13 protein-coding genes are annotated in these 13,718 nt (G+C 62.0%); 6 read left to right on the top strand and 7 right to left on the bottom strand.

The features are described 5' to 3' along the window. From B4L76_RS19795 to B4L76_RS19785, 3 genes are all read left to right on the top strand, one after another. The coding region (locus B4L76_RS19795; protein WP_296234855.1) for a T6SS effector BTH_I2691 family protein at nt 1-1,915 on the top strand (1,915 nt) is incomplete at its 5' end. A 13-nt stretch (nt 1,916-1,928) separates the two neighbouring features. Then, nucleotides 1,929-2,720: a DUF6708 domain-containing protein gene (locus B4L76_RS19790; protein ID WP_296234853.1), complete on the top strand. Its 792-nt coding sequence runs from the start codon at nt 1,929-1,931 to the stop codon at nt 2,718-2,720. Then, nucleotides 2,717-2,974 (top strand): PAAR domain-containing protein, encoded by a 258-nt coding sequence (locus B4L76_RS19785; RefSeq protein WP_296234852.1) that lies wholly within the window; start codon nt 2,717-2,719, stop codon nt 2,972-2,974. Before B4L76_RS19790 ends, B4L76_RS19785 begins: the two co-directional genes overlap by 4 nt. Nucleotides 2,975-3,046: 72 nt before the next feature. On the opposite strand, the gene B4L76_RS19780 is transcribed toward B4L76_RS19785, so the two are convergent. The 5 genes from B4L76_RS19780 to B4L76_RS19760 form a co-directional block, all read right to left on the bottom strand. Then, nucleotides 3,047-3,895 carry a TIGR03915 family putative DNA repair protein gene (locus B4L76_RS19780; RefSeq protein ID WP_296234850.1) on the bottom strand — a complete coding sequence of 283 codons (849 nt, stop codon included), beginning with the start codon at nt 3,893-3,895 and terminating at the stop codon, nt 3,047-3,049. After that, on the bottom strand, nt 3,886-5,106 hold the full coding sequence (locus tag B4L76_RS19775) for a putative DNA modification/repair radical SAM protein (protein WP_296234848.1): 1,221 nt from the start codon (nt 5,104-5,106) through the stop codon (nt 3,886-3,888). Before B4L76_RS19775 ends, B4L76_RS19780 begins: the two co-directional genes overlap by 10 nt. A 301-nt stretch (nt 5,107-5,407) precedes the next feature. Further along, a complete protein-coding gene (locus B4L76_RS19770) occupies nt 5,408-6,382 on the bottom strand; it encodes an NAD-dependent epimerase/dehydratase family protein (protein WP_296234847.1) in 975 nt (324 codons plus the stop codon). Continuing rightward, the gene (locus B4L76_RS19765; protein WP_296234846.1) at nt 6,370-7,707 is read right to left on the bottom strand and encodes a UDP-glucose dehydrogenase family protein; all 1,338 of its coding nucleotides are present in this window, start codon (nt 7,705-7,707) and stop codon (nt 6,370-6,372) included. Before B4L76_RS19765 ends, B4L76_RS19770 begins: the two co-directional genes overlap by 13 nt. A 48-nt stretch (nt 7,708-7,755) precedes the next feature. Continuing rightward, nucleotides 7,756-8,691 carry a LysR family transcriptional regulator gene (locus B4L76_RS19760; protein ID WP_296234858.1) on the bottom strand — a complete coding sequence of 312 codons (936 nt, stop codon included), beginning with the start codon at nt 8,689-8,691 and terminating at the stop codon, nt 7,756-7,758. A gap of 118 nt (nt 8,692-8,809) precedes the next feature. On the opposite strand from B4L76_RS19760, the gene B4L76_RS19755 reads away from it, so the two are divergent. Then, nucleotides 8,810-9,673, top strand: a complete 864-nt coding sequence (locus B4L76_RS19755; RefSeq protein ID WP_296234845.1) for a type 1 glutamine amidotransferase domain-containing protein — start codon at nt 8,810-8,812, stop codon at nt 9,671-9,673. Between the two features lie 119 nt (nt 9,674-9,792). Beyond that, nucleotides 9,793-10,839: a class I SAM-dependent methyltransferase gene (locus B4L76_RS19750; protein WP_296234843.1), complete on the top strand. Its 1,047-nt coding sequence runs from the start codon at nt 9,793-9,795 to the stop codon at nt 10,837-10,839. Nucleotides 10,840-10,896: 57 nt separating this feature from the next. On the opposite strand, the gene B4L76_RS19745 is transcribed toward B4L76_RS19750, so the two are convergent. Then, nucleotides 10,897-12,141 carry a saccharopine dehydrogenase family protein gene (locus tag B4L76_RS19745; protein ID WP_289131435.1) on the bottom strand — a complete coding sequence of 415 codons (1,245 nt, stop codon included), beginning with the start codon at nt 12,139-12,141 and terminating at the stop codon, nt 10,897-10,899. Nucleotides 12,142-12,172: 31 nt separating this feature from the next. Further along, nucleotides 12,173-13,270, bottom strand: coding sequence for a carboxynorspermidine decarboxylase (gene nspC, locus B4L76_RS19740; protein ID WP_296234842.1), 1,098 nt, complete (start codon nt 13,268-13,270; stop codon nt 12,173-12,175). 272 nt (nt 13,271-13,542) lie between these two features. On the opposite strand from nspC, the gene B4L76_RS19735 reads away from it, so the two are divergent. Next, the gene (locus B4L76_RS19735) at nt 13,543-13,713 is read left to right on the top strand and encodes a KGG domain-containing protein (RefSeq protein ID WP_170029725.1); all 171 of its coding nucleotides are present in this window, start codon (nt 13,543-13,545) and stop codon (nt 13,711-13,713) included. Nucleotides 13,714-13,718: the final 5 nt, after the last annotated feature.

The following is a 13,718-nucleotide window of genomic DNA, read 5'->3' as shown; positions in this document are numbered from 1 at the left end:
CTCCTTGCTGATGCGCGACCAGGCACTGCTGGCCGGGCTGCTGCCCAGTTACTCTGCCACAGAAGCGATCAACTGGAATGACAGTGACAAGCTCTACAGCATGCTGAGCAAGATCGTCGCCAGCGACGACGCCGGCTTGCGCCTGCGCACGACCCTCAAGCAGGCCATAGCCGAAACACAAAGCGCGCTCAATGCAGCCAGTCAGCGACTGGCGCCCTGCCTGTCGCCTGGCATCCAGAAAGCCGTGCGGCATCTGAACAGCGCCACGCAGTATCTCTACAACGGCGTGCAGCTGATCGAGCTGGAAGTGAAGATGAAGCTGGGCGAGTACTACGCCCTGCAGAGCCAGCACCTACGCAAATTGCAGCACAAGGCCAATGCCTCCATTGCCGCGGCGCGGGACCGAATGCAGCGCAACATCGACGATTTCGAGTTCGGCTCGATGAAGGCCATGCGCAAGGTACGGCCGATCATCCAGCACGGGCTGATGAGCCTGGCCGTGCTCGACCCGCGCTTCAGCCACACGATGATCAGCGTGACGGTGTGGGTCGAGGGCAAGGCTGAAGAGGTGCATGGGCGGTTGTTCAAGGAAGCCAGCATAGGGGTGAACCAGGCGAGCAGCGCGGCGCAGCTTGCCCTGGTGGATATCTCGGTGGCGGCGGGGACGTTGGAAACCGATGCGCGCAGGTTGTTGCATGGGATGAAGATCACCTCACAGCAGGCGGCCCGATTGGTAAGGACTGGGTTTTCCGGGTTGCGCGGGGTGGCTGGGAGTTGGGAAGTGCTGCTGGCGATAGGCGGGTTGTATCTGCAGCAGGACAGCCTGGGCAGGAATCAGGAAAAGGCGGAAACGGAGATAGGGCCCAAGGCGCATGAGGCCAAGTTGGCGTTGCAAGGATCTCAGTTGGGTGTGTTGGGTGGGCAGATTGAGCTGGTGGGGCTTATCCTGAGGGCAAGTGCCTATAGCGGTATGCCATGGGTTAACGGTGCTACTGCCACCGGCAAGACCTTGGTGAAGATCGGTGCTGTGGTAGGCGCTGTCGTCGGTTTTATTGAAGCAGCACAGGCAATCTCTGCTGCTAAACGCGCATCGGCAGCGGGAGATGGTGTAGCAGCCACGCAATATTGGTTGGCTGTGGGCTTTCACGGGGCCAGTGCCATTGCCTTCGCTGGAGCAGTATTGAAGTCCACTTTATTGGGACCTGTAGGCCTCGCTGTGATGCTGGCGCTGATTGCATATGCGCTAAGCAAAAGCGCTGAAGAAAATGAGTCATCTGCTCTGGAGCGGTGGGCTCGACGATGCTGTTTTGGAAAGGCAGATGAGACGCCAGTCATTCACTGGAATAGTCCGGAGTCTGCAGACATTGCATTTGCAGAGCTCAACGCCGCTACGCTGGGTGTACAGGCAGAATTCCACTTTGAATCGAAGTTAGCAAGCGACCCTGCCGCTCCACGGATAGGAGGACTGATCAGCCTTGAACGGGAACAAAAACTAAAATTTAAGATTGTGCTACCTCACTATAGAGATGGCGCATCAGCGTATCGCTGGTACCTAATAGTTCATCGCCGAGGTGATGGCCAATTCCCGGACTACACGGGAGGAGAGACGCTGATTGTCGATGAGCTTCATGCACATCCCTCAACTGGCGTTTCCAAGTCGGTCAATTTCTCTAGTTTTTCTCCGCCGAGGCTACCCGACTACAATAGCGATTTCACTATTAACAAACAATACTTTCCTGTTTCGGGACTCAATGACCTGCCTCAGCTGTCTATCTCTGGGGTTATAGAGCTCATGCCGACGATTGGAACGCACTCCATTGTCGCAGCAACATTGCTGGTGATGTATTGGCCGGATCGACAAATTGAAAGTGCGTATATTGAGCTAAGCCAACGGAGGGAAAATGAGGGCGCGTGAGCCAGGAGCAATAATGAAACGAGCGCTAGGCTGGAGCTACGATCTACCGAGCGTTAATGAAGTGCCCGTATCCCGCCTGAGTTTAAGCAATGTCAATCCGCCGCCCAATCATGCCAATGATGTGTACATAGAATTGCCTAGATCCACTTTACTTCTACGTGGCGTATTGGCGTTGCTTGGTATTCCGATGCTGCTATTCTTGTTTGGCATATCGATACAGGTGTATTGGGGTCTCATTGATTACGCCCAGGCCTTCGATTGGATGATGATGATTATTTTGATACTCGGGCCTCTAATTTGCATATGGCTCGTCAGCGCATTTGTCAGGCTAGATTTAGAACTTCCGCGAGACGAGCCAATACGTTTTAATCGCTTACGCCGAAAAATCTATGTATATCAGTTCAGATACCACTACCTGTACTTGCTCAGCCGCAAACACTGGGGCGTCAAACCAGTCGCTTACAACTGGGACGACGTAACCGCCGAAGTCTACAGAGTCTACGCCCCCGGTCACGGTGGGGTGATCGAAAACGTCATGCTGTCGGTCCGCAACCCCGAAACCGACGAAGTCATCGACCGCGTGCTCTTCAGCCACGACCTCTACCGAGGCGAAGCCTACTGGGCCATCGCCCGGCTGTTCATGCAGCAAGGCCCTGAAGCGCTGCCGAAGTTCGTCCACCCACCCCGTGACTGGAACGACGACGATGGCTTGAGCCACATGCACTGTCTGGCGCCAAAGGTTCATTGGCCAGAGGACATTGACCGTGAGTCCCGTACTGCCCCGTCTGAAGGAGAGATCCGTTGAAACCCGTGGTACTCGTAGGCCATCGGCATGTCTGCCCGCTACATGGCACCAACCAGGTAGAAAGCGGCAGTTCCGCGTACACCTTCAATGGCAGGCCGGTTGCCAGAGTAGGCGACCGCACCACGTGTGGCGCCGTAATAATCAGTGGTGCTGCGCACTTTCTGATTGAAGGTGCAGCTGTGGCGCGCAAGGGCGATCGAACCGATCATGGTGGTGTGCTGGAAGAGGGCGATACGGGCTGGATGCTGGATTGACGCTAACGGCTTGCCCCGGGCACCTGGAGTAACCCAAGCACCGTACCGCCTGCTTCGCGGGCGAGCCGGCTCTTACACCGACCGTGTTGGCTTGCTGATTTGTTTGCCAGCCTGCGCTGCCACTTCCAGCGCCTGGCCGTCGCGTTGCTTGCCCTGGCGCGCCAGACCTTCGAGTTGCGGTATCAGCATGCCCTCGGGCAAGTGTCGCCAGAACCTTCCCGGCATGTGCAGACGCAAGGCATCGGGGTTGAGGCGGGCGGGGTTGAAGGTATGGCGGTAATAGGTGCGCCATAGCTCGGCACCCGGGTCCTCGGCATTGCGTGCCCAGCCGCGCCAGGTATCGGGGCATTGCCGGTGGTAGTCGAACGCCTGGCCATCGAAGCGTATGCCATCGCGCGGGGTGGCGATCAACCAGCGCAGGCGCCCCAGGCGGTCGGCGAAGTGCGGGCTGGCGCTTTCGAGGATGTCATGGGCCGGCTCGTGGTAAGCCACAAGGTCTAGCTGCAGGTGGGTAGCCAAGGCGTCTGGCAACGGCACGAAACGTAAAAAGGCGTGCAAGTGATGCGCCTCGCGGCTGACCTGCTTGATCCGCCGATGCAGTTCGCTGCCCAGTCGATCCCCCGCCAGCATTGCGGTGCGGTCGCCGTGGGCCACACGCCAGAGCACCTCGTACAGCAGGTTCCAGCGTTGCTCGCCACGGTAGCGTGCGGCCTGTTCCAACAGGTCGAGCAGGGCCGCCGGTACCTTGGCACGAAACGGGCCGGGGCCTTCCGGGAGCGCTGTCGGTATGGCCAGCAAGTCAGCCATCGGCCCCTGCGACCAGGTAACTTCCGCGGGATCAACACCATGCCCCAACAACACACGCGCCTGCTCGCGCCAGGTCACGAACAGGTCATCGCAGTCCAGCGCAATCATCCCCACAACCCCATCTGCACCGGTGCCTGTGGCTCTCGCAAACGGGCCCGCAACAGGCCGCTGCGCAGCTCGGCCTGGGCCGGGCGGTAGTCGCTGGTGACAATGAACGGCCGCGCCTTGTCCAGCACGCAACGCAGCTGGATCAGGTCGTCATAGCGAATGCGCCGCTCGCGGCGCAGCGCCACCAGGCGCTGTACGCTGCGCAGGCCGATACCCGGAATGCGCGCCAGCAGCGCGGGTTCAGCGCGGTTCACATCCAGCGGAAACACCTCTCGGTTGGCCAGCGCCCAGGCCAGCTTGGGGTCGATGTCCAAGGCCAGGTTATCGCCTTGGCCGAGCAGTTCCCTGGCCTGGTAGCCATAACCCCGCAACAGGAAGTCGGCCTGGTACAGGCGGTGTTCACGCAGCAGCGGCGGTGCCGCCAAGGGCACGCTGCCCGGGCTGTCGGGGATCGGGCTGAAGGCGGAGTAGTACACGCGCTTGAGGCCATAGCCCTGGTACAGCGACTCGGCATTGCGCAGCAGAGTGCTGTCGTCGGTATTGTCGGCACCGACGATCACCTGGGTGCTCTGCCCGGCAGGGGTGAAGCGCGGGGCCTTGGGTTCGTTGGCCACGGCTTGCTGGCCCTGGTGGATGACGCCCATCGCCTGGCGAATGGTGTGGGCCTGCTTTTCCGGCGCCAGGCGCTTCAGGCTGGCGTCGGTGGGCAGTTCGATGTTGACACTGAGGCGGTCGGCCAGGCGACCGGCTTGTTCGATCAACAGCGGGTCGGCATCGGGGATGGTCTTGAGGTGGATGTAGCCGCGGAAGTGATGTTCCTCGCGCAACAGCCGAGCCACGCGGATCAACTGCTCCATGGTGTAGTCGGCCGAGCGGATGATGCCGGAACTGAGGAACAGCCCGCTGATGCAATTGCGCCGGTAGAAATCCAGGGTCAGGCGCACCACTTCCTCAGGTGTGAAACGGGCGCGGGGCACGTTGCTGGAGCGGCGGTTCACACAGTACTGGCAGTCGTACAGGCAGAAATTGGTCAACAGCACCTTGAGCAGCGACACGCAACGGCCGTCGGGGGTGTAGCTGTGGCAGATGCCCATGCCGTTGGTGGCACCCAGGCCATCCCCCCCCCGCGAATTGCGCTTGGGCGCGCCGCTGCTGGCGCAGGAAGCGTCGTACTTGGCGGCGTCGGCGAGGATGCCGAGTTTGGCGATGAGTTGCATGGTGTCATACCGTATACTGATTATTCATACAGTATTTTGAGAAGGCGCCGATTGCAAGTTCATTTGAAGTTCATGCAGCTCATCGTGTCCTGTGGCATCTGTTCGAACGGCCAACTGAACCCGGCGCAGAGGGTGTGGGCGCTGAATGCTTCTGCAAGCGCCGCCGCATTCCGGGGGCGGCGCAACGCTAGCGGGTTACCGGCAGGGCTCGTCCAGGCGAAGTGACAGACATGCCTGGGCGCTGCCGCTCGGCACTGGGGGCTGTCATGGGCGGCTTGTGACCCTGTCGTAGCCAGGCGGTTCAGACCCGGTAGTAGTCGCGGTACCAAGCCACGAACGCATTGACGCCGTGTGCCAGCGATGTGCCGGGGGTGTAGCCGATCCAGCGCTCCAGCCCACCCACATCGGCCCAGGTTTGCAGCACGTCACCGGGTTGCAGCGGCAGGTAGTCGCGCTGGGCCTGGATGCCCAAGGACTGCTCCAGGCATTCGATGAACTGCAGCAGCCGTACCGGCTGGCCGCGGCCGATGTTGAACAACTGACAGGGCGGTTGCCCTCCGGCCGCCACTGGCGGCTTCAGGCGCAAGCGCACGATGCTCTCGACGATGTCGTCGATGTAGGTGAAGTCGCGGGCCATCAGGCCGTTGTTGTAGACCGCGATTGGCCGGCCTTCGAGAATGGCGCGGGTGAACGTGAACAGAGCCATGTCCGGGCGGCCCCAAGGGCCGTAGACGGTGAAGAAACGCAGCCCGGAGGTCGGCAGTTGGTACAGGTGGGCATAGCTGTACGCCATCAGCTCGTTGGCGCGTTTGCTGGCGGCATAGAGCGACAGGGGGCGCTCGACCGGGTCGTCGACGCTGAACGGCAGTTTGACGTTGGCCCCGTACACCGAGCTGCTGGAGGCATAGATGAAGTGGCGGGGCGGCCGCTGGCGGCAGGCCTCGAGCACATTGAGAAAGCCAACCAGGTTGGCCCGCCCATAGGCTTCGGGGTGGTCCAGCGAATAACGCACCCCGGCCTGCGCCGCCAGGTGGATCACCTCGCTGAACGGCTGCCCGGCGAACAATTGCTGCAGTTCAGCCGGGTGGGTGATGTCGAGGGTATGGAAGCGGAAGTTGGCGAAGTCGAACAGCTGCTGCACGCGCGCCAGCTTCAGCTTGACGCTGTAGTAGGCACTGAGGTTGTCGATGCCGACCACCTCGATACCGGCCTCGCACAGGCGCCGCGCAACGTGATAACCGATGAAACCGGCCACGCCGGTAATCAGTACCGACATGCCGGCTGCACCTGGCCACGGCCAATGCCATAGTAGGTCAGGCCGGCGGCGGCCATGTGCTCCGGTTCGAACAGGTTGCGCCCGTCGAACACCACCCGGTCGGCCAGTTGCTGCAGCACTTTGTCCAGGTCAAGCACGCGGTAATCCTGCCATTCGGTAACGACCACCAGGGCATCGGCACCGCGTAGCGCATCCTCCTTGCAGGGCACCAGGCGCAGGTCGCTACGTGCGCCATAGTGCCGCTGGATCTCGTCCATGGCCTGCGGATCATGGGCCTGTACCCGAGCACCGGCGGCCCACAGCGCTTCCAGCAGCACCCGGCTGGAGGCTTCGCGAATGTCGTTGGTATTGGGCTTGAACGACAGCCCCCACAGGGCGAAGACCTTGCCGCGCAGGCCGCCACGGTAGTGGCGCTGGATCTTGCCGAACAGCCGGCCCTTTTGCCGCTCGTTGACCGACTCCACCGCACGCAGCAGCTGCGGCTCGAAGCCTTCGGCCTCGGCACTGCGGCGCAGGGCTTGCAGATCCTTGGGGAAGCACGAGCCACCGAAGCCGCAGCCGGCATAGATGAAGTCGTAGCCGATGCGCGGGTCCGAACCTATGCCACGGCGCACCATCTCGATGTCGGCACCCAGGTGCTCGGCCAGGTTGGCAATTTCGTTGATGAACGAGATCTTGGTCGCCAGCATGCAGTTGGCCGCGTACTTGGTCAGCTCGGCACTGCGCGCATCCATCACCATGAGCTTCTCACGGTTGCGACTGAACGGCAGGTACAGCTCGCGCAGCAGTTCTACCTCGGCGGGTTGCGCGCCGCCGATGATGATACGTTCCGGGCGCATGCAATCGTCCACTGCTGAGCCCTCCTTGAGGAACTCGGGGTTGCTGATGACCTGGAAGCGGCTGCTGTCGGCCACGGCCTGGGCAATGCGCGCCTTGATGCGGTGCACTGTGCCGACGGGGACGGTGGATTTGTTGACGATCACCTTGGGGCCGTCGGCATGTTCGAGGATGCTGTCGACCACCGCGAAGACTTGCCTCAGGTCGGCGCTGCCATCAGCCTGCGGCGGGGTACCGACGGCGATGAACTGCAGCCTGGCAAAGTGCGCCGCTGCGCCGGCGTCGGTGGTGAAGCGCAACCGGCCACAAGCCAGGTTGTTCTCCAGCAAGGGTGCCAGGCCGGGCTCGAAGATCGGGCAATGGCCTGCATTGAGGGTGGCGACCCGTGCGGCGTCGACATCCATGCACAACACCGAGTGCCCCACCTGGGCCAGGCACACTGCCTGGGTGAGGCCAACATAGCCGGTACCGAACACCGTGATCTTCATTTGACAGCTCCTTGGCGAGAAAGCTGAAAAAAAATGTCACATTGTTGTTTAGGAATTGTTACCCGTGCTGCGGGCAGCCTGCTGGGCGACCGCCCATAGCTGTTGGCGGAACCAGCGCCGCAGCGGGTCGGCATGGGTGCGCTCGTGCCAGATCTGCATCACCTCGATCACCGGCAGGGCCAGCGGCAGCGGGTACATGACCAGCTCGTCATCCCGTGCGGTGGCCTCGATGGCCAGCGAGCGCAAGCAGGTCAGCAGCAGGTCGGTGCCGCGCAGCAGGCGCGCAGGGGCGATGAAACTCGACAGGCCTGCCACCACCCGGCGCTGTTTGCCCTGGCTGTGCAAAGCGCGGTCGACCAGGCCATCGAGGTCGCCAGTGAGGGTGGTGAGCAGATGGTCGCTGGCGAGGAAAGCGTCGAGGTCCAGGCCTTTCCCCAGGCCAGGATGGCTGCGTGACGCCAGCACCACCAGCGGTTCGCTGAGCAGGCGCTGTTGGTGAAAGGTGTCGGGCAGGTCGGTATAGAACCCGGCCACGGCGAGGTCACAGGTGCCTTTCTCAAGCGCTTCACGGGGTAGCTGGCCGCGGGTGTTGTGGGTGACCAGGGTCAGGTTCGGCGCCTCGCTGCGCAGGATCGGCAGCAGCCCGGGTAGCAGCGTCTGCTCGACATAATCGGTACTGTACAGGTGCAGGCGGGCAGGGCGGGCGAGAAAGTCCCGGCCTTCGCAGCGCTCATAGAAACCTTCCAGGCTCACCACAAGGCGTTCCACCTGCGGCGCCAGTTCGTGGGCACGTGGTGTTGGCGTCAGGCCGCGGGGCGCGCGCACGAACAAGGGGTCGCCAAACTGATGGCGCAGCTTGTTGAGCTTGTGGCTGAGCGCCGGCTGGCTCAGCGCCATGCGTTGGGCGGCGAGGGTGGCGTTGCGTTCCTGGTACAGCACATGGAACAGGTACAGCAGGTTGAAGTCCTTGCTGGCGATATTCATTTTCTGGATCACAGGCATGCGAGCTTTCGAATTATCGAATCATAGCCCAGCCACTAGCATGAGCGCATCGGGCCGCCATGCACGGACGGCCCACGGATGTGATCGAGGAGATTGCTGCATGATCCAGATGTCCAGGCTTGCCCTTGCCGCGGCTGTTACCCTGCTTGCCGCCGGTGCCCAGGCCGCGCCCAGGGGCGAGGTGCTGGTGCTGTTGTCCAGCGAGCACCAGCTGCCGTTGCAGGACGGCAAGCGCTACCCCACCGGTTACTACCTCAACGAGTTCGGCGTGCCAGCCGACCAGTTGCTCAAGGCTGGCTACAAGCTGGTGCTGGTAACGCCGAAGGGCAACGCCCCGAGCGTCGACCCGCGCTCGATCGACCCGAGCTATTTTGCCGGTGATGCGGCCGAGATGAAGCGCATCGAAAAGGTCGTCCAAAGCCTGCCTGACATCGACGATACCCTGTCGGTGAGCGAGGTACTGGCAGCTGATCCAAGCCGTTATGCCGGGCTGTTCATCCCCGGTGGCCATGCGCCCTTGATCGACCTCGCCAACAACCCGGAGGTGGGCGCCTTGCTGCGGCATTTCCACCAGGCCGGCAAACCTACCGCAGCCATTTGCCATGGCCCCATCGCCCTGCTCTCGGCCCAGCAGGACCCGGCAGGCTATCAGGCCGCGCTGGCACGGGGTGCCAAGCCGGCGGCCAGGGACTGGGTGTACAAGGGCTACCGGATGACCATCTTCTCCGATCCTGAAGAGCAGGTATTCGAGGGCTCGCTCAACGGCCAGCGGCTGTTGTTCTACCCGGCTGGCGCCATGGCGATGGCGGGGGGCGACATGGGTTACGCCAAGGCCTGGCAACCCAACGTGGTGGTGGACCGCGAACTGATCACCGCGCAGAACCCGTTCTCGGACAAGGCCCTGGCCAAGGCACTGCTGGAAAAACTGGCCGAGCAGGCACAGCGCCGCGAACAGGGCAACTAGACTTACCAGTGGCCTGCACCGGGTAGCGCTCGGCAGGCCAACACCATCCAACCGACCACCGCCTCCCCGGAGCGGACGTCCCTCGCTGGCGATGGCCTTCTTGCAGAGGAGGGCAGGTCATGGACGAGGCAAGGCTTCACGATTTCATGGGCAAGCTGGTAGGCGACATGGGCGCCGCGGCGACCCTGGCCAATGTGATACTCGGCGACGAACTGGGGTTTTACCGGGCCATGGCCGACAGCCAGCCGACCACCCCCGAGGCACTCGCGGCAAAGACCGGTTGCCACCCACGGCTGGTGCGCGAGTGGCTCAATGCCCAGGCCGCGTCGGGCTACATGGTGCATGACCAGGGCCGCTTCGTATTGCCCGAAGAACAGGCCCTGGCCCTGGCGCTGGAAGACTCCCCCGCCTACATGGCCGGTGGCGCCGCGGTAGTGGCGGCGCTGTTCCATGACAAGGACAAGCTGGTTGCAGCAATGCGCGGTGACGGCGGGTTGGCCTGGGGTGATCATCACCCGTGCATGTTCAGCGGCACCGAGCGATTCTTCCGGCCGGGTTATCGCACTTTTCTGGTGTCCGAATGGCTACCGGCGCTTGAGGGGGTGGTGGCCAGGTTGCAGGCGGGCGCCAAGGTGGCCGACGTCGGCTGCGGGCATGGTGCTTCGACGCTGGTCATGGCCGAGGCGTTTCCGGCCTCCACCTTTATTGGCTACGACTACCACGGGCCTTCCATCGCCACGGCCAACGAGCGTGCGCGCGAAGCGGGGTTGGCGGGAAGGGTGACGTTCCAGCAGGCCAGCGCCAAGGACTATCCGGGACATGACCATGACCTGGTGTGCTTCTTCGATTGCCTGCACGACATGGGCGACCCGGTGGGGGCCGCCAGGCATGCTTACCGCGCCTTGAAAGCCGAAGGCACGGTAATGCTGGTGGAACCGTATGCCGAGGACTCGCTGGAGGGCAACCTGACACCGGTCGGGCGCCTGTTCTATGCGGCATCGACCTTCATCTGCACGCCGAACTCGTTATCCCAGGAGGTGGGGTTGGGGCTGGGCGCCCAGGCCGGGGAGGCGCGCTTGCGTGCGGTGTTCGAGGAGGCGGGGTTCAGCCGGTTCCGGCGGGCGACGCAGACACCGTTCAACCTGATCCTGGAGGCCCGCAAGTAGAGGCCGGGCCTGCAAGGCAGAAGGGGCGCCTTGTCGGCACCCCCTCTGGCTTGCTGCTTAGGCTTCAGCGTCCCACGGACGGTCGCCTTTTTCATCCTTGATGCGGGTCGGCAGGCCCATCACGTCCAGCGCCTTGAGGAACGGCTCTGCTGGCAGCTCCTCGACGTTGACCATGCGTTTGGCATCCCACTCGCCACGGGCAACCAGCAGGGCGGCAGCCACCGGCGGAACCCCGGCGGTGTAGGAAATACCCTGGCTGTCGGTCTCGGCGTAGGCTTCTTCGTGGTCGGCCACGTTGTAGATGAACACTTCGCGCGGCTGGCCATCCTTGGTGCCCTTGACCAGGTCGCCGATGCAGGTCTTGCCGGTGTAGCCCGGGGCCAGCGAGGCGGGGTCCGGCAGTACGGCCTTGACCACCTTCAGCGGTACCACTTCCAGGCCTTCGGCGGTCTTCACCGGTTGCTCGGAGAGCAGGCCCAGGTTCTTCAGCACGGTGAACACGTTGATGTAGTGTTCGCCGAAGCTCATCCAGAAACGCACGTTCGGCACGTTGAGGTTCTTCGAAAGCGAATGAACTTCATCATGGCCGGTCAGGTACAGGTTCTGCGAACCGACTACTGGCAGGTCGTCGGTACGCTTGACTTCGAACATGCTGTTGCTGGTCCACTGGCTGTTCTGCCAGCTCCAGACTTGCCCGGTGAATTCGCGGAAGTTGATTTCCGGGTCGAAGTTGGTGGCAAAGTACTTGCCATGCGAACCGGCATTGACATCGAGAATGTCGATCGAGTCAATGCTGTCGAAATACTGTTGCTGCGCCAGTTTGGCGTAGCTGTTCACCACACCCGGGTCGAAACCGACGCCGAGAATGGCGGTAATGTTCTTCGCCTGGCACTCTTCGAGGTGTTTCCACTCGTAGTTGCCGTACCACGGCGGGGTCTCACAGATCTTGCCCGGCTCTTCGTGGATGGCGGTGTCCAGGTAGGCGACACCGGTATCGATGCAGGCACGCAGCACCGACATGTTGAGGAAGGCGGAACCGACGTTGATCACGATCTGCGATTCGGTCTCGCGGATCAGTGCCTTGGTCGCCTCGACATCGAGGGCATTGAGCGAGAAGGCCTGGATGTCGGCGGGTACCTTGAGGCTACCCTTGGCCTTGACGCTGTCGATGATGGCCTGGCATTTGGAGATGTTCCGTGACGCGATAGCGATACGACCCAGTTCGTCGTTATGCTGCGCGCACTTGTGGGCCACCACCTTGGCGACACCTCCTGCACCAATGATAAGAACGTTCTTCTTCAATTTATCCCTTGCTCCTTACTGAAAGCCGGTCTTACGACAGGCTGGAAACGTAGTCTTCGAAACCGAACTCGCGCACCACTTCGACGCTGCCGTCGAGTTGCTTGACCACGATGGATGGCATTTTCAGACCGTTGAACCAGTTTTTCTTGACCATGGTGTAACCCGCCGCGTCGACGAACGACAGGCGATCACCGATGGCCAGCGGGCGGTCGAATTGGTATTCGCCGAAGATGTCGCCGGCCAGGCACGACTTGCCGCAGACCATGTAGCTATGTGCGCCGTCGTTCGGGGCCATCTTGGCGTTGAGGCGATAGATCAGCAGGTCGAGCATGTGCGCTTCGATCGAGCTGTCGACCACGGCCAGGTGCTTGCCGTTGTACAGCGTGTCGAGCACGGTCACTTCCAGCGAGGCGCTGTTGGTGATGGCCGCTTCGCCCGGCTCCAGGTACACCTGCACGGCGTATTTTTCCGAGAAGGCTTTCAGACGCGCGCAGAAGGCGTCCAGGGCATAGTCTTCACCGGTGAAGTGGATGCCGCCACCGAGGCTGACCCATTCAACCTGGTGCAGCAGGTGGCCGAAGCGTTCTTCGATGTGGCCGAGCATCTTGTCGAACAGGCCGAAGTCGCTATTTTCGCAGTTGTTGTGGAACATGAAGCCGGAGATCTGCGAAATCACCTGTTCGATCTTGGCCGGGTCCCATTCGCCCAGGCGGCTGAACGGGCGGGCCGGGTCGGCCAGCAGGTAGTCGGAACTGCTGACCTGCGGATTGACACGCAGGCCACGGACCTTGCCTTCGGACTGTTCGGCGAAGCGCTGCAGCTGGCCGATCGAGTTGAAGATGATCTTGTCGCAGTTCTCGAGCATTTCCTCGACCTCGTCGTCGGCCCAGGCCACGCTGTAGGCGTGGGTCTCGCCGGCGAACTTCTGGCGGCCGAGCTTCAGCTCGTACAGCGAAGAAGAAGTGGTGCCGTCCATGTACTGCTGCATCAGGTCGAAGACCGACCAGGTGGCAAAGCACTTGAGGGCGAGCAGTGCCTTGGCACCGGAGTGTTCGCGCACGTAGGCGATCTTCTCCATGTTGCCCAGCAGCTTGGTTTTATCGATGAGGTAGTACGGCGTCTTGATCATTTAAAGGCCCCCGGCCAGGCCGGCCAAAAAAAGGACACGCATTGTGCCTTCACTCGCCGCAGACCGAAAGGGTGGGATGTGCATTTCGTCAGGGTTGCTGACCTTGCAGTGGCTATTCCGGTCGTGGCGGGCTCAGTAGAACATGTTCATGTGACCATCCTGATCATTATCCATGACCTCGGCAGTTGACCTGAGCCATTGGTCAGGGCGAGGCAATCATCTGCCCGGTCAGGCCTCCAACATTGGGCACTGTTCGATTCAGGAGATGGAGCATGACCAAGCATCACGACAACGGCCACGGTTTTGCCGATGATCCGCAAAGGGTTCATGACGCGGGGCGCAAGGGCGGGTCTGGCAAGGACCTGAAGCAGGACCGTGCGGAGAAAGCACGTGTGGGCGGGCAACACAGCCACGGCGGTTCGCGTCGGCGCGGCGAAGGCTGACTTCA

Source organism: Pseudomonas sp. UBA4617, assembly GCF_002386445.1.
Classification (GTDB): domain Bacteria; phylum Pseudomonadota; class Gammaproteobacteria; order Pseudomonadales; family Pseudomonadaceae; genus Aquipseudomonas.
This window is presented reverse-complemented; position numbering and strand designations above follow the sequence as displayed.